Genomic DNA, 23,833 nt, shown 5'->3' with positions numbered 1-23,833 from the left:
CCTTTCTCAGTTTTATCCTCTTTATGCTTTCTAGGGCTCTCTGCTGAGTCCTGTTTTGAGCTTGTTTGCTGGGTTTGAATATCCGTCTTATACCATCAAGAAATCATTGCCTTTTAGAGATGAATTTGAGTGTGTTGAACAAAATTCATACAGTTTTGCACAATTTTATTGGTTATTTAATGAGCATTAATTAATAGGGAGATAATCAATATTTAATATTGATATGTTTGCAAATCATCAAAATTAAATATTGAATTTATATGATTATTCAAAACTTGTTTTTGATATTTTTATTAATAATCAAAATTAATTTTTGATTTATAGCTAATTAATCAAAATTAGATTTTGATTTTTGTTGTTTTTTTAACCTATTGAAACGGTTGATTATATTTAAAACAATCAAGCCTGATGCTGGAGTGAGTGAACGTAGTTGTTTGAAATTTATAGGAAAAATTTTCTCAACAATTTCCGGGAGGTGCCGATAAGAAAAGATAGTGTTTTTTTATGAATTGATTTTACGGGCAAATAAACTTTCAGAATTTAAAAAAATTCATCGAAAAAAGGTTGGTTTGTTTTTAGTTATAAGTAAAATTAAGGTTGCTTGAAATAATATTGTTGGCACTGAATATATGACAGCTCACTCTAATATGATCGTTGCGCTAGATATTGGGACTTCCAAGGTGGTTTGCCTTGTGGGAGAGATCAATATCGACGGCTCAATCGATATTGTTGGTATTGGTTCACATCCGTCTCGCGGTTTGAAGAAAGGCGTGGTGGTGAATATTGAATCAACAGTGAGTTCTATCCAGCGTGCAGTAGAAGAAGCTGAGTTGATGGCAGGGTGCAAAGTTCACTCTGTAACAGCGGGTATCGCCGGTAGTCATATTAATAGCCTTAACTCTCACGGTATTGTGGCTGTTCGTGACCGTGAAGTAACAGATTACGATCTTGATCGCGTAATCGATGCTGCCCGTGCAGTAGCGATTCCTGCTGATCAGAAGATTCTGCATATCTTGCCGCAAGAATATGAAATCGATAATTCCGAAGGTATTCGTGAACCACTAGGCATGTCGGGCGTACGTTTAGAAGCCAAAGTTCACCTAGTCACAGGTTCGGTGAATGCCGCTCAGAATATCGAGAAGTGTGTACGCCGTTGTGGTTTAGAGGTTGATAACTTAGTGCTGGAGCAAGTTGCATCCAGTTACTCTGTTTTGACTGAAGATGAAAAAGAGCTCGGCGTTTGTATGGTCGATATCGGTGGGGGTACTTCTGATATTTCGATCTTTACAGGTGGTGCGATTCGTCATACCGCTGTGATCCCTATTGCAGGTGACCAGGTGACTAATGACATCGCGATGGCTTTACGTACACCTATGCAGCACGCGGAAGAGATAAAGATTAAATATGCTTGTGCTTTGGCGCAGTTAGCAGGTCCTGATGAAACCATCATGGTACCTGGTGTCGGTGATCGTCCAGCGCGCACATTGTCGCGTCAGGCGCTCGCTGAAGTTGTTGAGCCGCGTTATGAAGAACTTTTCAATCTAGTACAAGCAGAGTTGCGTCGCAGCGGTTTTGAAGATCTGGTTGCGGCGGGCATTGTGTTAACTGGCGGTACTTCCAAAATGGAAGGTGCGGTTGAGTTAGCAGAGGAAATTTTCCACATGCCGGTTCGCCTGGCATCACCGCATGGTGTTCGTGGAATGGAAGATATTTTAGGTAACCCAATTTTTGCAACAAGTATCGGGTTACTTCAGTACGCGCATGAAGATCAGGGCGGCGAGCCTGCACAACCTGAAGTTGCAGAGATCGAACTGGTCGAACAAGCAAGCGTACTAAGCAAGATGAAGACGTGGTTTCAGGGCAATTTCTGATCCCAGTCAAGGCTAATCGGAATAGAAAATAACTAAGCGCTGTTCAATTATAAAAGCGCATAATCTGGAAGGAGATCGGTATGTTTGAGTTAGCGGATAGCATTCCTCAAAGCGCCGTAATTAAAGTTGTAGGTGTCGGCGGTGGCGGCGGTAACGCTGTTCAGCACATGGTTAGCTCTTCAGTAGATGGTGTTGAGTTCATCTGTGCAAATACAGATGCCCAAGCTTTGGATAACATGCATTCTAAAACAGTTATCCAGATCGGTGGCGAACTAACAAAAGGTCTTGGTGCGGGTGCAAACCCAGAAGTTGGCCGTCAGGCTGCACTTGAAGATCGTGAGCGTTTAGCTGAAATGCTAGATGGTGCGGACATGGTATTTATCACGGCTGGTATGGGCGGTGGTACAGGTACTGGTGCAGCGCCAATCGTAGCTGAAGTTGCGCGTAGCCTAGGTATTTTAACAGTTGCTGTAGTAACTAAGCCGTTTTCATTTGAAGGTCGTAAACGCCTTAAAATTGCGGACGAAGGTATACAGGAACTGAAAGAGAATGTTGATTCTTTGATCATCATTCCGAATGAAAAGTTACTTCCAGTACTGGGTAAAAACACCAGTCTGATTAATGCTTTCAATACATGTAACGATGTATTGAAAGGCGCGGTGCAAGGTATCGCTGATCTGATTATCCGTCCGGGTATGATCAACGTCGACTTTGCGGATGTGCGCACCGTTATGTCTGAAATGGGCATGGCGATGATGGGTAGCGGTAGTGGCCGTGGCGAAGACCGTGCGACTGAAGCGACGGAAGCTGCGATTAATAGTCCTTTGCTAGAAGACGTAGACCTGAAGGGGGCGAGTGGTATTTTGGTAAATATCACCGCTGGTCTTGATCTGAGCTTAGGCGAGTTCTCGGAAGTGGGTAACATCGTTGAAGAGTATGCTTCCGAGAACGCCACTATCGTTGTAGGTACTGTTATTGATCCTGAGCTTACTGACGAGCTTACGGTAACAGTGGTTGCAACAGGCTTGGGGCGAGCTGAACAGCAGCATGTAGAAGTTGTTAACACAGGCACAGGTCGTGCATCTGCTGTTGCAACGGCTGCGGGCGCTGCGTCTGATTTCGATCAGCTAGAGTTGCCGGCAGTAATGCGAACTGCTCGTGATTCCCAGCCAAGAGAACGTGCTCAACCAGTAGAGATTCATCGCGAAGTAGAATCTGAACAGCCAGTTATGCAAAAGACTGGTACTGACGACATGGAATTCTTAGACATTCCTGCATTCTTACGTCGTCAAGCTGACTAATTAAACATCTTATACCTTCCAGGTATTACTTGGCCCGGTTTTCTATAACCGGGCCTTTTTTATCCCTGTTATTTCTGTTTTCTACGTTGTTTGTCGGAATACATTCTTTCATCTGCAATCTGTAATAGATCTTTTGCTTCATCAGCATCGGACTCGCTTGGGTATTCCACGCTGCCATAGCTGAACTTCGCAATGATACCTTGGCCTTTATAGTGATAAGGGCTGCTGTGTGAGATCTCTTCAATACGCTGAATAAGCTCACTCGCTACATCCTGCGAACTGTCTGGTAATAGGATGATGAACTCATCTCCACCATAGCGAATGACTTTGTCTGTCGTGCGCAGGTTCTCTGACAGAATCTGGCAGAAGTGAATCAGTATGCAATCGCCGGCATGATGACCAAACACATCATTGATCTGCTTAAAGCCATTCATATCAATCATGCTGATGGTTAAAGGCCGATTCTGGCGATCAGCCCTAGATTTCTCTTCACTGAGTAATCGCTCCAACTGATGACGGCTGTATGTGCCCGTTAACTTATCGTAGATAGATAGCTCTTCTACTTGCTGAAATGCAGTCTGCAATAAAGCCTGTTGCGAGTTAAAAGAGTGCTCAATGCTATTGATCTCTTCTAGCTCTGAGTCGAGAGCTAGCTTTTCATTAAGGTTGTGGTGACCTTCAGTCTCTTTAAGCTTTCTTTCTAAGCGTTTTAAAGGTTTGACTATATGGGCAAAAAGATCGCGAGAGATAAAGAGGTAGGAAGAGATAACGGTAATAGAGAAGACTAAGAATAAACCCATCAGAACTTCGCTTACAGGAAGGCGGACTCTGTGTGCGGGAAAGGTAACGTCCAACACGCCGGCTATATCATCTAGCTTTGCCTCGGTGTGACAGGCTAGGCATTCCTGTTTAAATCTGAAAGCATGGTAATAATGAATCTGATCCAGCGATTCGATCTGAGTTGCATCCTGTTTGCTGCCTAACAGCTGGCTTATCTCTTCGGTGATTGCTCGATTCCCACCAAACTGTTGCTGAACGGCTGCTCCGCGATACATGCTATAGGTGATATCGGGAGCATCCTCATTCATTGAATCTATGAGCTGATTAACTTCCTCATAACTGGTGCCCTGATTCATCGCTTGGCGCAGATCTTTAAATACTAACTGCCCAAGGTATTGACCCTCTTGCCGAAGATCCTTTTCGATAGAAAGAAAGATCAATGCAAATACGATCATGGCTGCAAATAAGCAGCTAATCAAAGCAGCTCGATAGAGGGAGTTGAATAGTGTGCTTTTAAGGTCAGTTATGGGGCGCATTTTAGATTTTATATTTATAATTTTTTATTTTTGAGTGTTTAGTTTACTCACAGCTGTTCAGTGTACAACCAATAAAACTAGGCTATTTATTGATCCTTTGATATTTGTAGTATGAATTACTGAAATTGTTGGTCTTTTTTAACCAAACCGCTTGCGGTCAGTCAGTGCTGTGATACAATTCGCGCCGCGTTGGTGTTGAGCATATCAGCTCCACTAATTGCAGGATGGTCAGGTGTCCGAGTGGCCGAAGGAGCACGCCTGGAAAGTGTGTATACGGAAACGTATCGAGGGTTCGAATCCCTCCCTGACCGCCATCTATTAAAAACGAAAAAGCCTCGCTTAACGCGGGGCTTTTTTGTATCTACAGTTCAGAGGGATGAGAGCCCGAGAAGAGGGTTTGAGCCGAGCGCAGCGAGACAACGTGGGAGCCTGCGACCACGGCCCCGAAGGGGTGAAATAATCCCTCCCTGACCGCCATCTATTAACAACGAAAAAGCCTCGCTTAACCGCGGGGCTTTTTTGTATCTACAGTTCAGAGGGATGAGAACCCGAGAAGAGGGTTTGAGCCGAGCGTAGCGAGACAACGAGGGAGCTTGCGACCACGGCCCCGAAGGGGTGAAATAATCCCTCCCTGACCGCCATCTATTAAAACGAAAAAGCCTCGCGTAACCGCGGGGCTTTTTTGTATCTACAGTTCGGAGGGATGAGAACCCGAGAAGAGGGTTTGAGCCGAGCGTAGCGAGACAATGTGGGAGCCTGCGACCACGGCCCCGAAGGGGTGAAATAATCCCTCCCTGACTGCCATCTATTAAAACAAAAAAGCCTCGTTTAACCGCGGGGCTTTTTGGTATCTGGAGTTCACTCGCATCCAATCACAGGAATATCTTCTATCCGTGTCGTATACCTTGGAGATAACAGTTCCCGTTTCATTTTAAAGTTCTGTTGAATACCTTGGCGGGCTAGGTGGAGGGTATCTCTGCCGTATTTAGCGTTGATTCTATCCAGGCATCTCATAAGTTCTGGCTGGTCAGCGGAAGGGGTAAAGATATCTGGCTGATAGGGGGTTGCAGTAGATATTTCTAACAGGCCTATTCCGGCTTTGTAGTATCTGATTCCTGCTTGGTATATCTGCTCAGCCAGTTGGCTTGTTGCTTTCACTATGACTGCAGTATCGCATGTGGGAGTAGCAAATTGGTGGAATGCAGAGCGTTTAAAAAATGATTCCTTATCGTGGATAGAGTTGTGTGCAAAAACAATGATATTGCTGGTAGCACTCTCTTGGGCTCTAAGCTTTTGCGCGGCGATGGTTGCGTGTGTAGCAAGTGCCTGTTTTAGATCGGTGAGTCCTGTGATGCGTTGCCCAAAAGAGCGTGTGGAGTAAATCTGCTTTTTGGGTGAGCGAACATCGTCCCAGCTTATTCTTGTTAAACCGTTGAGTTCTTCTGCTGTATTAGCGATTAAGATGGAGAAGTACTTTTTCATCAACGCGGGTTTCGTTTGTGCTAGCTGCCAAGCTGTTTTGACGCCGAGAAGGTTGAGTCGCTCACCTATACGTCGTCCTACTCCCCAAACATCCCTGATTTCCATCTGCTGCAAAATTTGCTTTCTGATTTGTTCGTTATCGATAACGGCAACACCGCTGAAACCGGGTAGCTTTTTACTCGCGTGATTAGCGGCTTTTGCTAAGGTTGGGGTTGGGCCAAAGCCTACGCCTACGGGGAGTCTTACCTCCTTCCATACCTTTCTTCTAATGTTCATACCTAGCTCATACCAGCCTTCAGGTGGTATGTAGTGGTCAAAGCGTAAAAAGCATTCATCGATGGAGTAGATATGCTGTTCTGGAGCAAAAGAGGCGCAGAGTTCCATCATGCGTGAAGATATATCAGCATAAAGCTCATAGTTGCTGGATCTGGCAACTACGCCTGCTCTGTCTAGTTGGTCTTTGATTTTGAAATAGGGACCAAATTTGGGAATGCCCATTTTTTTAGCAATAGGGCAGGTTGCGACAATGCAGCCATCATTATTACTAAGGACAACAACTGGGCGCTTTCGAATTGTGGGGTCAAAGATTTTCTCGCATGAAGCGTACATTCCGGAAGCATCTATCAGGGCGTACATCTTAATTGAGCCCCTTCTTTAATGGGCGAAATAATCGAATAGAACGTGTAACCACACCCTCGATAGAAAATTCATCCTGTTCGGATAGTTGGTAGGGTTTATGGCCGGGAGCAGAAGAAAGAAGTTTTCTCTCTTTGATGCTCGCGATTTTACAGACGAAGTTGCCATTCAAGGTAGCAACAATAACATCCCCTTCCTTCACCGTTTCGGCTCGTGAAACGACAAGTAGGTCATTTGGGAATATCCCCACACCACGCATAGAGCCACCTTCAACAAAGCCTAGGTAGGTTGCATGAGGGTGATCAATGAGTAGCTGATCGAGTGAAAGTGCTAGCTCGGTATATTCAGCTGCAGGTGATTCAAAGCCACTGATACCGGCGCTGGAGTAGATAGGAATAAAGCGCAACATAATAAACACTGTTTATTTATACAGTGTTTTATATTATCAGTAGATCGCTAAGTGCGCCAGTTTCGGTTGTTGATCAGGTCTTGTTCAGTCAGAGAGGTGTGTTGCTAATAAATAAAACCCTTAAATACAGTCAAACAAACGTTTAAATTAAATTTATATTTAATATAATAAGCATTCTCATTTGTATTTGTATTTATGGAAGAGTAATAAAAAGTGAAAAAAATCACGCTAATAACAATGGCTGCTATGTTCAGTCATGGGGTCTATGCTGCTGATAACACCTTGATGGCTAAGCGAATTCAGGGGGCTGTAAACATTGATGGATTGACGGAAGAGGCTTGGGATATTACTGAGCCGCTGCACGTTACAGTTGATGAGCTGCCTTATGAGCCAAACAACGGGTATGAGGGGATTAAAGAAAGCGATGTTGAATTACGTGCTATGTACGACGATGAATACCTATATATGCATGTACGTTGGAACGATCCAACGCTGAGCTTGGAACGCTTCCCTTGGGTGAAACAGGACGATGGTAGCTGGAAACAGCTTAAGAACTTAGATTCTACTGGTCACGGTAATACTTATTATGAAGATAAGTTTGCATTCTTCTGGAATATCTCTGAAAAAGGTTTTGCGAAAAAAGGCTGTGATCGATCTTGTCACGTAGCTGAAGATGGCATGGTTGACGATATTAAAGATACATCCGCAGGCCGTCACTTCACCCGCTCTCCTGATGAAACAATCGATATTTGGCACTGGAAAAGTGCGCGTAGTAACCCGGTTTATCAAGTTGATGATCAGTATGTGAACCATTTTCGCAATGAAAATAAGGGGTGGGGACGCAACAGTGATGAGAAAGCAGGTGGTGGCTACAAAAATAATATAAACAAAGATAAAACTGCGCCTGCTTGGATGCCTGCAAAAGCTGATCCGTTAGCAAAATACTGGGTAATGTCTGATAACAAAGTGCCGTTTGAAGATAACTTTGAATCGGGTGCTGTCATTGGCGGTATTGTGGCACAAGCTGCTGAAGGTTCACGTGGTGATCTACAGGCTCGGGGAGAGTGGAAAGATGGCTTCTGGACATTGGAGATCAAGCGTAAGTTAGTAACTGAACATCCAAAGTCAAAAATTCAGGATGTACAGTTTTCTGATCTCGGTAAGCAATATCTATTTGGTGTGACGGTTTTTGATAACGCCCAAATCAATCACATCTTCCATAAAAAGGCGCTACGCCTGAATTTCTCTAAGTAAGTCAGAATAGGGTTGAGCGAGCTGGGTTGAATAAAACCAGTTCGTTCCGCCTGCTGAATAGATCTTCCTATGCTTATCTCCCGTTTTATAGAGCTGTTGTTTTCTAGACTGCATCGCCCAGCATTTTTACTTTCTACTGTGCTGCTTGTCGCAGTGATTCCTTTAGTAGGGTATGAATTTGTAGAGGGCTTTGAGTACGAGTCTAACGAGACCACCAATATTTGGTTAAGTATTAGTCATGCCAGCGCTGCAGTGTTACTCGTTTTGCTCTGTTTATTGTGGCTTCCTGTTTTAAATAGTTTGCTCAGAAGGGCACGCTCTAGTCGTTGGGCACGTTATCAAATTTTAAATGAAAAGCGCTTGCACCGATGGATAGGTTATCTGTTGGTTATCTTTACTTTGGGGCATGGGGCTAGCCAACTGCAGTACTACACTACGCTGGAGATTCCATTCACTGATGCATTGTTAGGAACAGAATCAGATCTCGTGCGATCAATGCGGAGCACAATGTATGAGTTTGTGACTGAGGATGAGTCGATCGATGTTGTTGATCAGTGGGTGAAAGCAGGTCGTACCGAAGCGATGTTTCATGAGCAGATCCGTCCGATCATGAAAGATGATTGCACCAAATGTCACAGTACAACGTCAACTCAAACTTATGCTATCCAATCTTTACCGCTTGTGACTTATGACGAAGTGGTGAGTTTAAGTTATTCCGGCGTCCAGTCTCGGCAATTTAGGATTAATGTCACTGGCTTACTGTTGTTTGTACTATTTATATTGATTGGCGTGACCTCTATTCCGATAGTGCGTAAGCGGGTTTACCACCACTTTGAATCCTTACATCGATTAGGTTATTGGTCACTGCCTTTGTTGTTACTTCATGTGCCACAGTGGTATTGGCTGGCTCCAGTTGGGGTATTGCTGATTTGGGACTGGAGTGTACAACGTTTATCAGTTCAGCATTATTGTAAGGGCGAACTGAAACGACTGGATGAACAAACAATAAAACTCGTGGTCAGCACTAATTTCAAGCAAGCAATACATGCGGGCGATTATGTCAAAGTCCGAATTCCAGTGGTGAGTAAAACCGAATGGCATGCCTTCTCTATTGTCAGTTATGACGAAGGTTTGTTGACTCTCAAAATTAATGTGGCGGGGGATTGGACACGCAAACTTATGGCGCTTGGTGATTATGTCGAGTGTATATTGTCCTTGAGGGGGCCTTATTCTTCTCCTGCGAGCCAAAGTCGTCATAGCAAAAAGCGTCTATTGATTGCAGGGGGGATAGGCATCACACCTTATTGGCATTGGCTTAATGCAGAATACTGTGCGAATACTCATCTGATCTGGGTGGTGAAAGATATCGATCGCCTTGAGTGGCTTAAACCTGTGCTGTTAGAAAAAGAACGATCTGAAATCTTTATCTATATAACCCAAGGTGAAAATGCGGAATTACCTAAATGGCTAGAAGGTTTGAACGGGGTGGATATTAAGATCGGTCGGCCCTGTTGGATGACTTTAGCAGAAGCATTTTCTACTGCTGAGGTCGGTGACTGCTATCTGTGTGGGCCTAAAGCGATGATGGCTGAAGCGGGTAAGAGTTTTCGCCGTTATCGTTGGCATGTGTTTAAAGAGAGCTTTTAAGTCATGGTTTAAACCTCTGAAGGAGTTTCAGAGGTTTCTTCAAGCCGTGCTCTATCTGCTTTAGATACGTAGCGCGGTTTGTTGTTTTTGGGCGCTAATTTAGCCTTAGCTTGTTTTAGTCGCTTGGTGTGGATCTGCTTAATTTTTTTCTTACGGTTCATGCTTTAGCTCGGCTACTTAAAAATTACAGTGATTATAACTGAAAATGGCTTCGATAATGTCAGGGAACTTGAAAAGGTCTCGACATTTCACTGCGCTGGCTTTCGCGTATCTGGTCGTTTTATAACCCACTGAGAAAGTATGAGACTTATTCGTAGTTTCCCTAGTGCTACGCATAATGATGTGGCAATTTGAGATCCCACTCTTAATATAAAACTGGCATCATGCACTAATTGATCTAAGGTTTTAGTGCTTTAAAACCGCTCCTTAGCCCTATATTATCGCCAAAAAATATTTCTTGAGATGAATACCGATGAATAAAAGCCTTCTAACGAATCTGCTTGCCTTTATTGCATTTACGGCAGGCCTTATTACAGATGATCGTGTGTTATTGACCGTTGGCTTGTTTGCTCTATCCGGCGCGTTAACCAACTGGTTAGCGGTACATATGTTGTTTGAGAAAGTTCCAGGGCTTTATGGCTCAGGAGTGATCCCTGCGCGTTTCCAAGATTTTAAGCGTGGCATCAAAACATTGATGATGGAGCAGTTTTTTACTGAAGAGAACATTGAGCGTTTTCTAAGTGCAGATAATGGTAAGCAGCCTGATCTACATTTAGCGCCGGTAATTGAAAAAGTCGATTTCGCACCGACTTTTGATTCGCTTATTGAGGTTATCCAAAATTCTCCATTTGGGGGTATGCTCGCCATGGTGGGTGGCACCGATGCGCTTGAGCCTTTAAGAGAGCCTTTTGTGGAAAAGATGAAGAGCTCAATTGAAGAGATGACACGTGATGAAAACTTTATCACTCTATTAAAAGACGAGCTTGAAAGCCCTGATGTTATGGCTGAGATGCAAGAAAAGGTTGAAGTCATTGTTCAGCAGAGATTAGATGAACTAACGCCTAGTTTGGTCAAAGAGATTGTACAGCAGATGATTCGCGAACATTTAGGTTGGCTGGTTGTTTGGGGCGGTGTTTTCGGTGGTTTGATAGGTTTTATCGCAGCGATTATCGGTGTGTGATGCTTCTATGAGAAAAGCCGCAAACGCGGCTTTTTTTGTGCCTGTTTCGGCATGAATAGTCTATGTTTGAGAGACGATAGAAAGGATAGAGAGATATGAATGATTTAAAAAAATTCTATATTAATGGTGAATGGATTAAGTCATCTGGCAATGACGTCTTGGATGTTTTTAATCCGGCGACCAATGAGGTTGTCTCTCAAATTATCCTTGGTAATAAGGATGATGTAGATCTCGCTGTTGACGCAGCTGTTGCTGCCTTTCCATCTTTCTCGCAAACCTCCAAAGAAGAGAGAGTCGAGCTCTTACAACGTATTATCACTGAATATGAAAAGCGTACTGAGGCACTTGTTGAGGCAACAACTGAAGAGATGGGTGCGCCATTAGGTTTATCGCGCCAAGCTCAAGTGCCGGCTGGGTTAGGGCATTTTAAGGCGGCTTTAAGTCTGCTTAAAAAGCATGATTTCACTGAGGTCATTGGGTCGACCCGTATCGTTAAAGAGCCGATTGGTGTTTGCGGTCTTATTACGCCTTGGAATTGGCCGTTAAATCAAATTACCTGCAAAGTTGCTCCAGCTATTGCGGCGGGTTGTACGGTCGTGCTGAAACCTAGTGAAATAGCCCCGCGCACAGCACATATCTTTGCAGACATCATGCATGCAGCTGGTGTTCCTTCGGGCGTTTTCAACTTAATCGATGGTATAGGGCCAACTGTGGGTGCTGCGCTGAGTTCTCATTCTAAGATTGATATGATCTCATTTACGGGATCTACAGAAGCAGGTAAACAAGTCTCTATTGCTGCAGCGGCAAACTTAAAAAAGGTCTCTTTAGAGTTGGGCGGAAAGTCCGCTGCCATTGTTCTGGACGATGCTGATTTTGCTAAAGTTATTTCTCGTTGTGTGAGAGCGGTGATGGGTAACTCTGGCCAGTCTTGTAATGCTCAAACACGCTTATTAGTTCCAGAATCTCGTTTGAATGAGACTATTGAAATCGCCAAAAAAACAGCGGATTCAATTGTTGTTGGTGATCCACAATCAGAAGAAACTGTGATGGGTCCGGTGGTATCAGAATTACAATGGCAGCGCGTACAAGCTCTGATTCAAAAGGGCATGGATGAAGGCGCTGAACTCGTTGCTGGTGGTGTTGGTTTGCCTGAAGGTTGTTCATTAGGTTGTTATGTAAAACCGACGGTATTCGCAAGTGTTACGCCTGATATGACTATTGCTCAAGAAGAGATATTTGGTCCGGTAGTTAGCATCATGACTTATCGCTCTGAAGAAGAAGCGGTATCAATCGCAAATGACAGTATTTATGGCCTTTCCGGTGGTGTCTATTCGGGTGATTTAGAGCGAGCAAAAGCAATAGCTGCTCAGATGAGAACCGGTATGGTTCATCTCAATGGTGCGCCGGTTGATATCAAAGCGCCATTTGGTGGCTATAAGCAATCGGGCAACGGTCGAGAGTGGGGGCTGTACGGCATCGAAGAGTTTATGGAAACGAAGGCGATCTTAGGAGATCTATCCGTTTCGTAATTGTATTCTCGAGGGCCTTCTAGGCAACACCTATTTACACTGAGCTACAAACGATGCAGTTCTTGCCAGCTTTCTTAGCATTGTACATGGCGATGTCTGCATCGTGGATAATTTGGTCTAGATCACGTGTGTCGGGTTTAGACTGAGCTACACCAATACTCGCTTGAATGCTGACTTTATATTCGCCAAATGCAAAGGGATTGCGTGTGTAGGTTAATAGCTGTTCTGCAGTCTCTTTTGCACTCTCTGTATTGTTGGTATCCAGAAGTACGATAAATTCATCGCCTCCATAGCGAGCTATGTTGTCGTTTTTACCCAAATTTGATCGTAGCCTTTCTCCGAATGCTTTGAGTAAACGATCGCCCATTTGGTGACCGTATTGGTCATTGATTGGTTTAAACCCATCTAGGTCTATAAAGAGTAGGGTGAATGGTTCATTTCGATGAATACGTTTTTGAGCATCTGCGCGGATAGCAATTCGATTCGGCAGGCCTGTGACTAAATCATGGGATGCTAAGTGGCGTGCTTGTTTTTCTGCTTTGTGTAATTCTTCTGTGCGTTCAATGACGCGTTTTTCTAACTCTTTTTGACCGCGGTCTACTTCCTCGGCCATAGTGTTAAAGCTAGTCACTAAGGTGTCTATCTCGATACTGGTTAACGAATCATCTTTTTTGAATGGCAGAGGGTATTGGTGATGTGAAAGGTCCTCTGTCATCTTGATCAGTCGTTTAACCGGTTTTACAACAATGCCAGAAATCCACCAACTTAATAATGCCACGATGATAAAGCAGAGAGTGGCTATTAAATGAGTGACCTGTTTCAGATCTTTAAGTTTTAATTCCAGTTCAGACGTCGGTTGTGGAATCATCACGCCCCAACCTGTGGTTGGTACGGTCGCAAAACCAGCGATCATATCGGCATTCATCGCAGGAGAATAAAATTGTGCTACTCCAGACTCTCCTCGAATCATTTGCTTGATGATGCTGATTTTGGCTATGTTCTTTCCTGCTTGTTCCCAGGATGGGTTAGGGTGAGCGATCACAGAGCCAAATTGATCCACTATTGCCGCATGCCCTTTATCGCCAAAGCTAATAGATTTCTGAATATTGTAAAGGTAGTTGGGGTTAATAGCTGCAATCCAGATATTAGCTTTGGGGCCTACAGACGTTAGATAGATGGTTGGAGGAGCGTTTTCTGAGATGACAATTTTTGAAAATTGAATCTCTGGTTTTATCTCTGCTGGTATCATTTCTATTTCAGATAATGATGGCGGTACTAAAACTGCTTGACCGTAGTATCTTTCGATTAGGTTCCCAGAAGAATCATATTGTGCAAAAGCGAGTATGTTGAGCTGTTCCATCAAAGAGATCTGTTCTGGATGGAAGTGAAGGTTTTGCGCGAGTTGAGCACTTGTGTCATACACCGCTTTTACATCGAGGGCATAACGATCTAGTGCAGCCGTTGTGTTGTGCGCAAGTAAAAGGTGCTTTTCATGAACAGCAGCAAACTCTTTCTCTAGTGCATTTTGAATCGTCCAATAGGAAAATAGGGCGATGGGAACTACGGAAACGCACAGCATAGCCGTCAATAGGATGAATCTTAGGGGGAATCTTAACGGTTTCATAAATGCGTTTACCTGCGGACGCTTTTACTACAACAAACACTACTATAGATAGTTGTTGATTTTTCGCTAAAAGACAATGGTAGAATCTATTTTTTGTTTGAAAAAATAGATTTTTATATCGGGAAATATAGAGTTTGAGTCTTTCACCTCGTTTGAATTCAATATTGGAAATGATTGATGGTCAATATGACCATATTTGGGATTGTTGCTGTGACCATGGTTATTTAGGTCAGGCTATTTTGCAGGCAAAGCCTGAGGCTAAAGTACACTTTTTGGATGTAGTGGAATCCATTACCAACAAACTTGAAAAGCATTTAGCTGGTAGCGATTATTCAATTGAACGCTGGCAAGTTCATTGTGAAGATCTTCAAAAGCTCCGTTTGGCCCTTCCCGAAACTGCTACGAATATTCAGCATCGTCATCTACTTATTATTGCCGGTGTAGGTGGTGACCTGACGCTAGATATGGTTCAGGCCGTCTTGCAACATAATCCTAATTGCGACATCGACTTTCTTATCTGTCCAGTACGACAACTTCATAAAGTACGTAGTGGTGTAAAGACATTAGGTTTGGGGTTGGTTAACGAGAAGATTGTTAAAGATGGAGGACGCTATTATGAAGCGATCCATCTGTCTACGTTAAGTGATGTTGAGATTCCTGCAGTTGGTGGATTGATGTGGGATCTAGCGAAAGACGATCATAAAGAGTACTTAAGACAGAATATCAGCCATTATCAGCGTATGCAGGCGCAAGGGAATGAGGGTGTGCGAAAAATTCTAGCAGAATATATGAGCTTACAAGAACTATCAGCTTGACGATTATCTTAGGGAGCTAAGATAGGCCCCCTAAGATATATAACCTGTTGATCGAATGTCAGGTTATTTTACTTTCCACGCAATTTGCTCGCCTGCGCGAATAGGAACTACATTATCTTCACCAAGTGGGTAAGTTGCTGGTACATCCCAGCTTTCTTTAACCAAAGTGATGGTATCTGTATTGCGCGGTAGACCGTAGAAGTCTGGGCCATTCAAACTTGCGAACGCTTCTAGCTTATCAAGCGCGTCAGCTGCTTCAAATGTTTCAGCGTACAGTTCAATCGCAGCGTGAGCCGTGTAGGAACCTGCACAACCACAGGCAGCTTCTTTGGCGTGCTTCATGTGAGGCGCTGAATCTGTTCCTAAGAAGAACTTTTTACTGCCAGAAGTCGCTGCTTTAATCAGTGCATCTTGGTGAATGTTACGCTTAAGAATTGGCAAGCAGTAATAATGCGGGCGGATACCGCCAGCCAACATGTGGTTACGGTTGTAAAGTAGGTGGTGAGCTGTAATGGTAGCAGCAACGTTATCCCCAGCCGACTCAACGAACTCGGCAGCATCTTTAGTTGTGATGTGCTCAAGTACGATTTTTAAGTTAGGGAAGTCATTTACCACATCTTTCAAAATCGTTTCGATAAAGATTTTTTCACGATCGAAGATATCAATATCGCCATCGGTTACTTCGCCGTGAATCAATAGCAGCATGCCTGCTTCTTCCATTGCTTCAAGAACAGGATAAATATTCTTAACGGAAGTTACACCTGAATCGGAATTTGTAGTAGCACCAGCAGGGTATAGTTTGGCTGCGTAAACCTTGCCTGTATCCTTCGCTTTCTTGATGTCAGCAGGGTCAGTGTTATCTGTGAGATATAACACCATTAAAGGATCGAAGTTGCCTTGCGGCTGTTGATCCATGATGCGTTGACGGTAGCTAAGCGCTTCTTCTGTGTTGGTTACAGGTGGAACTAGGTTCGGCATGATGATAGCGCGTCCCATGTAGCGGCTTACATCACGGACAGTGTCTTTAAGCTGTACACCGTCACGTAGGTGAATATGCCAATCATCAGGGCGTGTAATCGTAAGAGAGGTCATTTGGGAAGCACCACTTATCTATCAGGTTAAAACTTATCTTCTAATTATCCCACGGATTGCTTGGAAAAGCTTTTAAACCTTGCGATCAAATCGATTTTTTGGTTTATGTAACTAGGGTTAACTCTTGTTGAATAAAACATCAAAAAAATAAGGGTTTTTAAGTACTAGAGAGTAATTTTACGTTCATTTAGATTGTATTAATATTGAACGGCTTTTCATTCTAATTACTATAAAAAATGCGTTAACGGTTTGCTATGAAGTACAAAACCAAAATAATTTTGGCCGTCATTATTCTCGGTCTAGCCTTTCTTGCAGCATTGTCTGTGCTGACTTTCAATCTACTTAGAACGACAGCTACGGAGGAAGTAGAGCAAAGGGTTCAGATAGTTAACACCTTTTTAGGTGTGACCTTGTTGCCAGAGCTTAATACGCTCCATCGTAATGGCTTGACCTATAAAGCCAATGAATTAATGCAAACCCGTTCATTGGAGTATTTGCAGATTAATGATCAGAGTGGTTCGCCATTAGTGTCTCTTGGCGACCATAGTCTTGCCCATTCTCATGGTTTAGCTGCTTTATGGAGTGGTAATGTCATTGATCAGCAATTATTTCTTCAAGGTGATGATGGGGCATTTTATGAAATTCATTATGGTCTTCCTGCAGAAAGAACTAATTTTCTTGTTCGGGGTGCTAGCTATCAACTACTAGGTTTAGCTTTTTTGGAAATTCTTCTAATGGTTCTTGGCGCACATTTAGCGCTTAGAGTCATTTCTAAACAGCTTTCCCATCTACGAGAAGCGAGTACACAAATAGCAGCAGGAAATTTTAACTTTCGTGTATCTGAGGAATCCTGTGGAGAGTTGATAGAGACTGCTCAGGCTTTCAATATTATGGGAGCTCGGTTGGAACAATATGAGAAAGATAAAAACGGTGAAAACTTGCACCTTAAGGAATTATCGCAAGCTGTAGAACAGAGCCCTGTTGCTGTGGTGATGACGGACAGCGACGGCGTGATTACTTATGCTAACCCTTGCTTTTACCGAACATCCGGTTACAGCAAAGAAGAGGTGATTGGTCAAAACCCGAAATTTCTACAGTCTGGGGAAACAGATAAAGAGGATTACATTGACCTTTGGCAAACCATCACCAGCGGTAAAAGCTGGAAAGGAGAGCTTTGTAATCGTCGTAAAGATGGCAGCCTTTATTGGGATAAAACTTCAATATCACCAGTAAGTTCTGAAAATGGAGAGGTGACTCACTATATCTCTGTGAAGGAAGATGTGACTGCTTATAAAAAAATTGAAGAGCGGATGCGAGTCGCTACGACGGTATTTGATGCTGCATCTGAAGCGATCATGGTGACAGATCTAAATGGGGCTATCACGATGGTGAATCCAGCTTTTTATGAGATTACCGGTTATCAATCGAAAGAGGTGCTAGGGCAAAGCCCACGAGTACTCAACTCCGGCCACCATGATGAATCTTTCTATAAGTCGATGTTTGAAGAGCTGCAAAAAAATAATCGCTGGGAAGGTGAGATCTGGAACCGCAGGAAATCTGGAGAGGTTTATCCACAATGGCAAACCATCGCGATGGTTCGTGATGAAGATGGAGAACCATTGGAATATATTGCTTTGTTTACTGATATTAGTAAGCGTAAAGAGCAAGAAGACGAAATCCGTTTTAGGGCTAATTATGATGCGCTAACCCGTTTGCCAAATCGTAGTTTATTTAATGAGCGATTAACCCAGGCCTTGGTTCAAGCAAAAAGGGAAGGGGCAATACTAGCTTTGCTATATCTGGATTTGGATGGTTTTAAAGAGATTAATGATACTCATGGCCATTTGGCAGGTGATAAAGCGCTACAGCAGATTTCACAGCGTTTAACTGAATGTGTAAGAGAATCTGATTGTGTAGCTAGGTTAGGAGGTGATGAGTTTGTTGTTTTCCTATCTGGATTAGAATTTAAATATGATGCGGAAGTGGTTGCTAAGAAAATTATTAATTCTGTGCAGCAACCGTTTGCCTATGAAGATGTGGTTTTGCAGATGGGCGTGAGTATTGGTATCTCGATCTATCCAGATGATCAATTACCAGAAAAACTTTTTGAGCATGCAGATGCAGCGATGTATGAAGCTAAACGCGCCGGAAAGAATACATTCCGTTATTACAGTATAGATTTTGATTAGAACGTTAGGAAGGATAGGAGGGGCGACTGGAGCGCTTGTTTAGCTTAATAAGTTATTCGTCTAACCAGACTGTTCTAACGGGTTCACCAAAGTCATCGTAAATTATCTTTTTGCGAGGTTTCCCACGTTTAGGCTTAGCTGAGGTTGTAGCTTTGTTCTTGCGGCGGGCATCAATAGTAGCTAATAAACCGTGGACGGGAGTTCGTTCTTGCGGTTTAGCGTGCTCAAAGTTGGATTTATGATGAGTGTAGCGACCGTCCACTAATCCAGACTCCCCCATCTCAACCTGTTTAATTTCCCCTCCTTTTTCCAGAAACCGCGATACCTCAGCATTGAGCTGATCGCGAAGTTCCGCTTTGCTTGGGGATTTCTTAAACATAGTCTTGACCATGGTCTAGGGATTGTATGATTTTAAACCTAATTAGGGGTGCTTGCGAGGATAGTTTTAGCTTATCCTTATTTATAATTACTCATTATGTTGTAAATAAGGTTATGACTTGCTGACTAGGGAATATCTAGTGAGCTATGTTAAGCCGGTAAGTATACAGATAACAAAAGCTTTCTTATGCGACTATCTTTACCGTTACGCTTTTCCATTCCGGTCATTATTGTGTTGGTTACAGCACTGATAATCCCAAGTTGTCTTTTCTTTGTAGCCCCTATTATTGAGAGGCAGCATCAGACTTTGCTTCAAAATGAAGCACAAAATGTTACTAAGCGGCTTAAAGGTACACTGACTTACTTGTTAGAAAGGGGGGATGCAAATGGTGTAAACAGGGAATTTCGCCAGAACCTTCAGTCAGAGCAGGTGAGTAAAGTATTGGTAGTGGATTCGGCTAACCAAATTCGTTTTTCATCTCATAGTGAAGATCTAGGCAAAACGGTTAGCCGGCGTGTCGATGTGCATTTAGATCTTAATACCATTATTCAAGTCCGAGAAAGGCGGTTGCATCAGCATGCCTATTTTGACAAGGAAAATGTTCTCTATTCTTTGATCCCAATAACTATTCCGGTGTTTGGCTCGCAACAACAAGAGCTAGAGCAAGGGGTTATGATTCTTGCTTTAAGTGATAAAGAAGTGAATGAGGCTATTAGCAAGCAACTCACTGTCTTGGTTACTGCGCTTTCTATTGCCATGTTGTTCTTAGCTCTGATTTTAATGTTTGCTATCAACCGGATGGTGACTTCTCGAGTGCAGCGGTTGGTGTCGGCAAGTAGATCATTTTCACAAGGTCAAATGACCGCTTTTGATGATCAGATCGGAAATGATGAATTGGGGGCGCTTGGGTCTGCGTTTAGTGAGATGGCAAAGCAGATCTCCTCGATACATGCTCAGCTAGAAGCTAACGTTGATCTGTTAGATGAGTTGTTGGAAAACTCGCCATCGATGATCGTGATTCGAGATGCTGAAGGCCAATATTTAAGGGCAAACCCCGCTTATCTAAAATTTGCAGGTTTAGCTTCAGTGGATGAGCTACAAGGTGACGACTCTGAGAAGGGATTACCGGCTGACGTGATTCGTGCCTCGCGAGACGGCGATACTCAAGTTATTCAGTCGAAGCAGCATTATAGCTGGGAGTTAACTTACGAGTGCGATAGACAGTATAAGTCCCTATACAGTGAATGTTTTCCTCTGTTTGATGATGGACAGTTATATGCGGTGTGCACGATCACAACTGATATGAGCGATAGAGCTGAAAAAGATAAAGCTTTACGTTTGGCCCAATATATTTTTGAAACCACGAATGATGGCATTATTGTCACGGACAAGCATAACCGGATTGTAGAAGCCAATTCAGCATTTGAAAGGGTTACTGGGTACAGTAAAGAAGAGGTGATTGGTCAGGCTCCGAATATCCTTAACTCCCATAAACAACCTACATCGTTCTATGAAGCAATGTGGAAAGAGTTGGAAGAGAGAGGGTTATGGTCTGGGGAAATCTGGAACCGAAAGAAAGATGGCCAAATCTATCCGGAGTGGCTCACGGTCAAAGCAATTAAAGATGAGCAAGATAGTGTTACCGGTTACTTTGGAGTATTTACGGATATTTCGGAGCAAAAGAAAACCGAGGCTTCTCTACGCAACCTTGCTTACTATGATTCCTTGACCAATCTCGCGAATCGGACTTTCTGTAAAGAACGCTTAGCCCATGATATGGAGCTCTCCAACAGACATAAAGAATCTTTGGCTTTGGTGTTTATTGACTTGGATTTCTTTAAACATGTGAATGATTCTATGGGCCATGAATATGGTGATCAGCTACTTGTAGAGGCGGCGAATCGAATTAGAGAAAAAGTTCGAAGTTCCGATACGGTTGTTCGTTGGGGAGGGGACGAATTTATCCTCATTCTTCCAGGTATCTTTCAGGCAAATATGGCTTTGGTTATAGCGAACAATGTTCTAGAAGAACTAAAGCGTCCATTCAGGTTAAAAAACAGTGATGTCTTTATTGGGGCCAGTATAGGTATTGCCATGTACCCTCATGACGCTGATAGTGCAGAAACCTTGATTCAGCATGCTGATGCTGCGATGTATAGCGCTAAGAATCGAGGGCGCGACCAAGTATGCTTCTTCGATTCGGAGCTTAACCGCAAAAATCTACAACAGATTCAGATGAAATCTGATATTCGTGCTGCCATTGATGCGGAATCTTTCGAAATCTATTACCAAGCAAAAGTATGTCTCACCTCAAGAAAAGTGATTGGCTTGGAAGCGTTGCTTCGTTGGACTAATTTTGATGGCAATAGCATTTCCCCGGCAGAATTTATTCCGGTGGCTGAAGATAGCGGATTGATCCTGCCTTTGGGCAATTGGATTTTTGCGACAGTGTTCAAGCAAGTTGACCTGTGGGTGAAACAGGGGTTATTGCAAGAGGGAGAGAGGGTCTCTATTAACCTGTCCCCACGCCAGCTAGCAAGTCCTGATCTGGTAGCTGAATTGAGTAAACAGTTAGATCAATATCCCTTGATAGAAGCTTATTTGAGTATAGAGATAACCGAAACAGCGGTCATTGAGAATATAGACCGTGTTTTACCCGTTCTTGAAGCTATTCGAGCTAAAGGGGTTGCGATCGAATTAGATGACTTTGGCAGCGGTTATTCCTCTCTAAACTATCTACGTCGCTTACCTGTAGATGTGTTGAAAGTTGATAAAGCATTTACCGCAGAATTAGGCTGTAACAAGTCAGAAAAAGCGATCATGGCGACGATCATTTCAATGGCACACACCTTGGGAATGAAAGTAGTTGCAGAGGGTGTTGAAACTGATGAGCAGCTAGCGATTTTGACTGAGTTAAAGTGCGATACAGCTCAGGGTTTCTATTTCTCAAAACCGGTTCCAGTTACAGAGACAGAAGCGATCTTAGAAACAGGTTTGTGCCGGTAACTGAATAAGGTTTCACTGGTACAAGTCGCTCTCAACAGGTAGCATAGAGCCAATATTTTTAGACGATATAAGTAGCAAAAGTAGATGAGTTATCAGGTTCTAGCGCGTAAATGGCGTCCTGCTAAATTTCAGGAGATGGTAGGGCAAGAGCACGTGCTTAAAGCACTGGTTAATGCGTTGGATGATGATCGTTTACATCATGCCTACCTCTTTACCGGTACCCGTGGTGTCGGTAAAACATCGATTGCTCGATTGTTTGCCAAATCTCTCAACTGTGAACAGGGCGTGTCTTCAACGCCTTGTGGTCAATGTTCTGCTTGTAAAGAGATCGCCGAAGGGCGTTTTGTTGATCTTATTGAAGTTGATGCGGCTTCGCGCACGAAAGTAGAAGATACGCGTGAACTGATGGAAAACGTGCAATATGCACCGACCCATGGTCGCTACAAAGTGTACCTGATAGACGAGGTGCACATGCTTTCTACTCACTCGTTTAACGCACTACTTAAAACGCTGGAGGAGCCGCCTCCGCATGTTAAATTCCTGTTAGCAACAACTGATCCTCAGAAGCTGCCGATTACAATTTTATCTCGTTGCTTGCAGTTCAATCTTAAAAACTTGATCCCTGAGCGAATCGTTAATCATCTACGAACGGTTCTGACCGCAGAGCAGATTCGGTTTGAAGAGCCAGCATTATGGTTGTTAGCGAGATCTGCTGATGGCTCTATGCGTGATGCGATGAGTTTGACTGATCAGGCAATCGCTTTTGGTGCCGGGCAGATTGGTGAAACAGATGTTCGCGCTATGCTGGGTACAATCGATCAGCGTTTGGTCTATCAGATGCTGTTCTGCTTGGCGGCATCAGACGCTAAAGCCCTAATGGCGGCAGTGACTGATTTGGCTCAGTTTTCACCTGACTATAATACGGTTCTAGGTGATCTGATCGGTGTATTACACCGTATCGCGATGGCGCAAACGATCCCTGATGCTGTGGATAACAGCATGGGAGATAAAGATCAGATTATTGAACTTGCCAGCAAATTAACTGCTGAAGATGTACAGCTCTATTACCAAGTTGCTTTGATGGGGCGTAAGGACCTTCCGTTCGTTCCTGATCCACGCGAAGGTTTGGAAATGGTATTGCTGAGAATGCTGGCATTTCGTCCTGCTAATGCTCAGCCGCGCCAAGTTGAGGTCGTATCAAGTTCGCCTGAACAAGTGAGTCAGGCCACTAATACCCCTGTAACTGCGGAAGTTCCGGCACCTGTAGCTGAATCGATTCAATCAGCTCCTGTCGCACAGGCTCCGGTTACTCAAACTGCACCTGCGCCTCAATCTACGCCGATGCAACCAGCTCCAGCGCAGACGGATAGTCAGCCTCCAGTAGTAGAATCTCCACCGCCGTATGAGCCGCCAGTATCAGATGTACCTCCATTAGGGCAGGCAAGTCCGATGGCGCCAGTGGCGGAGGTAAGCCCTGCAAAAAAGCCTGAAGCGCTAAATAACCAAGGAGATGAACCACCTCCTTGGGATATGGATGATGTAGGTGGTTTTGATGATTCAGAGCCTTCTAATCGTGCAGTGGGAAATTCATATACTGAAATGGAAGCAGCGGCTCCTGTTTCAGAACCAGCGCTTCAAGCTGAAGCAACAGAAGAGATAGGTGAGATCTCTAAAACACGTGTTGAGGTTGTAGAGTGTTCGCGCAACTTAGCGGAAGTCTCCCTGCCTGATTGGGTGCATATTAGCCGTAGTATTGGTCTAAGTGGCATGACCGAAAGTTTAGCGACTCATCTCTCTTTGGAGCAAATATCGTCTGAATCGATGGTTTTACATTACACCAAAGAGCAGAAGACGATGCTGAACGAAGTACAGTGTCAGCGTATTTCGGATGCACTGAATGGTTACTTTAATAACCCTGTTCAGGTTGAGTTTTTACAAGCTGAACAGCAGCAGGAAACCCCTGCACAATTTATAAATCGTAAACGAGAAGAGCGTCATTTATTAGCTGTCGAATCTATTCGTAACGATAGTACGGTACAATTACTACAAGAGCATTTTGATGCACGGATTGAACTCTCGTCCGTGGTTCCCATCGATAATTAA

17 protein-coding genes, 1 tRNA gene and 3 other RNA genes are annotated in these 23,833 nt (G+C 43.6%); 14 read left to right on the top strand and 7 right to left on the bottom strand.

The window, feature by feature from the left end; translation table 11 throughout:
• Positions 1–629 precede the first annotated feature (629 nt).
• Complete coding sequence (ftsA, locus tag ACMXYP_RS11455) at positions 630–1,871, top strand: cell division protein FtsA (protein WP_415881770.1); 1,242 nt, start codon at positions 630–632, stop codon at positions 1,869–1,871.
• An 80-nt stretch (positions 1,872–1,951) separates the two neighbouring features.
• Positions 1,952–3,172 (top strand): cell division protein FtsZ, encoded by a 1,221-nt coding sequence (ftsZ, locus tag ACMXYP_RS11450; RefSeq protein ID WP_415881769.1) that lies wholly within the window; start codon positions 1,952–1,954, stop codon positions 3,170–3,172.
• Positions 3,173–3,240: 68 nt separating this feature from the next.
• Here ftsZ and ACMXYP_RS11445 read toward each other — a convergent pair whose 3' ends face one another.
• Entirely contained in the window at positions 3,241–4,488 is a 1,248-nt protein-coding gene (locus tag ACMXYP_RS11445; protein ID WP_415881768.1) for a GGDEF domain-containing protein, read from the bottom strand.
• 226 nt (positions 4,489–4,714) lie between these two features.
• Between ACMXYP_RS11445 and ACMXYP_RS11440 the strand changes: the two genes are divergently transcribed.
• The 4 genes from ACMXYP_RS11440 (at position 4,715) to ACMXYP_RS11425 (ending at position 5,292) form a co-directional block, all read left to right on the top strand.
• Positions 4,715–4,802 (top strand) — tRNA-Ser (locus ACMXYP_RS11440).
• Positions 4,803–4,843: 41 nt separating this feature from the next.
• Positions 4,844–4,965, top strand: a non-coding RNA gene (locus ACMXYP_RS11435) — RtT sRNA.
• Between the two features lie 42 nt (positions 4,966–5,007).
• Positions 5,008–5,129, top strand: a non-coding RNA gene (locus ACMXYP_RS11430) — RtT sRNA.
• Between the two features lie 41 nt (positions 5,130–5,170).
• Positions 5,171–5,292, top strand: a non-coding RNA gene (locus ACMXYP_RS11425) — RtT sRNA.
• A gap of 54 nt (positions 5,293–5,346) precedes the next feature.
• Here ACMXYP_RS11425 and ACMXYP_RS11420 read toward each other — a convergent pair.
• Positions 5,347–6,606: a Y-family DNA polymerase gene (locus ACMXYP_RS11420; RefSeq protein ID WP_415881767.1), complete on the bottom strand. Its 1,260-nt coding sequence runs from the start codon at positions 6,604–6,606 to the stop codon at positions 5,347–5,349.
• Between the two features lies 1 nt (position 6,607).
• Positions 6,608–7,015 carry a S24 family peptidase gene (locus tag ACMXYP_RS11415; protein WP_415881766.1) on the bottom strand — a complete coding sequence of 136 codons (408 nt, stop codon included), beginning with the start codon at positions 7,013–7,015 and terminating at the stop codon, positions 6,608–6,610.
• Between the two features lie 213 nt (positions 7,016–7,228).
• On the opposite strand from ACMXYP_RS11415, the gene ACMXYP_RS11410 reads away from it, so the two are divergent.
• Positions 7,229–8,269 (top strand): ethylbenzene dehydrogenase-related protein, encoded by a 1,041-nt coding sequence (locus ACMXYP_RS11410; protein ID WP_415881765.1) that lies wholly within the window; start codon positions 7,229–7,231, stop codon positions 8,267–8,269.
• 69 nt (positions 8,270–8,338) lie between these two features.
• On the top strand, positions 8,339–9,916 hold the full coding sequence (locus tag ACMXYP_RS11405; protein WP_415881764.1) for an NADPH oxidase family protein: 1,578 nt from the start codon (positions 8,339–8,341) through the stop codon (positions 9,914–9,916).
• Positions 9,917–9,924: 8 nt separating this feature from the next.
• Here the strand turns inward: ACMXYP_RS11405 and ACMXYP_RS11400 are convergent, their stop codons facing one another.
• Positions 9,925–10,077, bottom strand: a complete 153-nt coding sequence (locus tag ACMXYP_RS11400) for a DUF2986 domain-containing protein (protein ID WP_415881763.1) — start codon at positions 10,075–10,077, stop codon at positions 9,925–9,927.
• 311 nt (positions 10,078–10,388) lie between these two features.
• On the opposite strand from ACMXYP_RS11400, the gene ACMXYP_RS11395 reads away from it, so the two are divergent.
• Entirely contained in the window at positions 10,389–11,096 is a 708-nt protein-coding gene (locus ACMXYP_RS11395) for a DUF445 domain-containing protein (RefSeq protein ID WP_415881762.1), read from the top strand.
• A gap of 95 nt (positions 11,097–11,191) precedes the next feature.
• Positions 11,192–12,625, top strand: coding sequence for an aldehyde dehydrogenase family protein (locus ACMXYP_RS11390; RefSeq protein ID WP_415881761.1), 1,434 nt, complete (start codon positions 11,192–11,194; stop codon positions 12,623–12,625).
• Positions 12,626–12,659: 34 nt separating this feature from the next.
• On the opposite strand, the gene ACMXYP_RS11385 is transcribed toward ACMXYP_RS11390, so the two are convergent.
• Positions 12,660–14,249, bottom strand: a complete 1,590-nt coding sequence (locus tag ACMXYP_RS11385) for a diguanylate cyclase domain-containing protein (protein WP_415881760.1) — start codon at positions 14,247–14,249, stop codon at positions 12,660–12,662.
• Positions 14,250–14,383: 134 nt separating this feature from the next.
• On the opposite strand from ACMXYP_RS11385, the gene ACMXYP_RS11380 reads away from it, so the two are divergent.
• The gene (locus ACMXYP_RS11380) at positions 14,384–15,064 is read left to right on the top strand and encodes an SAM-dependent methyltransferase (protein ID WP_415881759.1); all 681 of its coding nucleotides are present in this window, start codon (positions 14,384–14,386) and stop codon (positions 15,062–15,064) included.
• A gap of 63 nt (positions 15,065–15,127) precedes the next feature.
• Here the strand turns inward: ACMXYP_RS11380 and pyrC are convergent, their stop codons facing one another.
• The gene (pyrC, locus tag ACMXYP_RS11375; protein ID WP_415881758.1) at positions 15,128–16,156 is read right to left on the bottom strand and encodes a dihydroorotase; all 1,029 of its coding nucleotides are present in this window, start codon (positions 16,154–16,156) and stop codon (positions 15,128–15,130) included.
• Positions 16,157–16,410: 254 nt separating this feature from the next.
• On the opposite strand from pyrC, the gene ACMXYP_RS11370 reads away from it, so the two are divergent.
• Entirely contained in the window at positions 16,411–18,345 is a 1,935-nt protein-coding gene (locus tag ACMXYP_RS11370) for a diguanylate cyclase domain-containing protein (protein ID WP_415881757.1), read from the top strand.
• 52 nt (positions 18,346–18,397) lie between these two features.
• Here the strand turns inward: ACMXYP_RS11370 and ACMXYP_RS11365 are convergent, their stop codons facing one another.
• Positions 18,398–18,724: a hypothetical protein gene (locus ACMXYP_RS11365; RefSeq protein WP_415881756.1), complete on the bottom strand. Its 327-nt coding sequence runs from the start codon at positions 18,722–18,724 to the stop codon at positions 18,398–18,400.
• Between the two features lie 186 nt (positions 18,725–18,910).
• Here ACMXYP_RS11365 and ACMXYP_RS11360 point away from each other — a divergent pair, with 186 nt between their 5' ends.
• Positions 18,911–21,730: an EAL domain-containing protein gene (locus ACMXYP_RS11360; RefSeq protein ID WP_415881755.1), complete on the top strand. Its 2,820-nt coding sequence runs from the start codon at positions 18,911–18,913 to the stop codon at positions 21,728–21,730.
• Between the two features lie 84 nt (positions 21,731–21,814).
• A complete protein-coding gene (dnaX, locus tag ACMXYP_RS11355; protein ID WP_415881754.1) occupies positions 21,815–23,833 on the top strand; it encodes a DNA polymerase III subunit gamma/tau in 2,019 nt (672 codons plus the stop codon).

Origin of the sequence: Neptuniibacter sp. QD34_54 (genome assembly GCF_047778055.1) — a bacterium.
Taxonomy (GTDB): domain Bacteria; phylum Pseudomonadota; class Gammaproteobacteria; order Pseudomonadales; family Balneatricaceae; genus Neptuniibacter.
Note: the sequence above shows the minus strand (reverse complement) of the source record. Positions and strands in the feature narration are given on the sequence as shown.

Bases quoted from the DNA above. Each gene is read 5' to 3' on its own strand.
- ftsA (WP_415881770.1), top strand. From the start codon at position 630: ATGACAGCTCACTCTAATATGATCGTTGCGCTAGATATTGGGACTTCC.
- ftsZ (WP_415881769.1), top strand. From the start codon at position 1,952: ATGTTTGAGTTAGCGGATAGCATTCCTCAAAGCGCCGTAATTAAAGTT.
- ACMXYP_RS11445 (WP_415881768.1), bottom strand. From the start codon at position 4,488: ATGCGCCCCATAACTGACCTTAAAAGCACACTATTCAACTCCCTCTAT.
- ACMXYP_RS11420 (WP_415881767.1), bottom strand. From the start codon at position 6,606: ATGTACGCCCTGATAGATGCTTCCGGAATGTACGCTTCATGCGAGAAA.
- ACMXYP_RS11415 (WP_415881766.1), bottom strand. From the start codon at position 7,015: ATGTTGCGCTTTATTCCTATCTACTCCAGCGCCGGTATCAGTGGCTTT.
- ACMXYP_RS11405 (WP_415881764.1), top strand. From the start codon at position 8,339: ATGCTTATCTCCCGTTTTATAGAGCTGTTGTTTTCTAGACTGCATCGC.
- ACMXYP_RS11400 (WP_415881763.1), bottom strand. From the start codon at position 10,077: ATGAACCGTAAGAAAAAAATTAAGCAGATCCACACCAAGCGACTAAAA.
- ACMXYP_RS11395 (WP_415881762.1), top strand. From the start codon at position 10,389: ATGAATAAAAGCCTTCTAACGAATCTGCTTGCCTTTATTGCATTTACG.
- ACMXYP_RS11390 (WP_415881761.1), top strand. From the start codon at position 11,192: ATGAATGATTTAAAAAAATTCTATATTAATGGTGAATGGATTAAGTCA.
- ACMXYP_RS11385 (WP_415881760.1), bottom strand. From the start codon at position 14,249: ATGAAACCGTTAAGATTCCCCCTAAGATTCATCCTATTGACGGCTATG.
- pyrC (WP_415881758.1), bottom strand. From the start codon at position 16,156: ATGACCTCTCTTACGATTACACGCCCTGATGATTGGCATATTCACCTA.
- ACMXYP_RS11370 (WP_415881757.1), top strand. From the start codon at position 16,411: ATGAAGTACAAAACCAAAATAATTTTGGCCGTCATTATTCTCGGTCTA.
- ACMXYP_RS11365 (WP_415881756.1), bottom strand. From the start codon at position 18,724: ATGTTTAAGAAATCCCCAAGCAAAGCGGAACTTCGCGATCAGCTCAAT.
- ACMXYP_RS11360 (WP_415881755.1), top strand. From the start codon at position 18,911: ATGCGACTATCTTTACCGTTACGCTTTTCCATTCCGGTCATTATTGTG.
- dnaX (WP_415881754.1), top strand. From the start codon at position 21,815: ATGAGTTATCAGGTTCTAGCGCGTAAATGGCGTCCTGCTAAATTTCAG.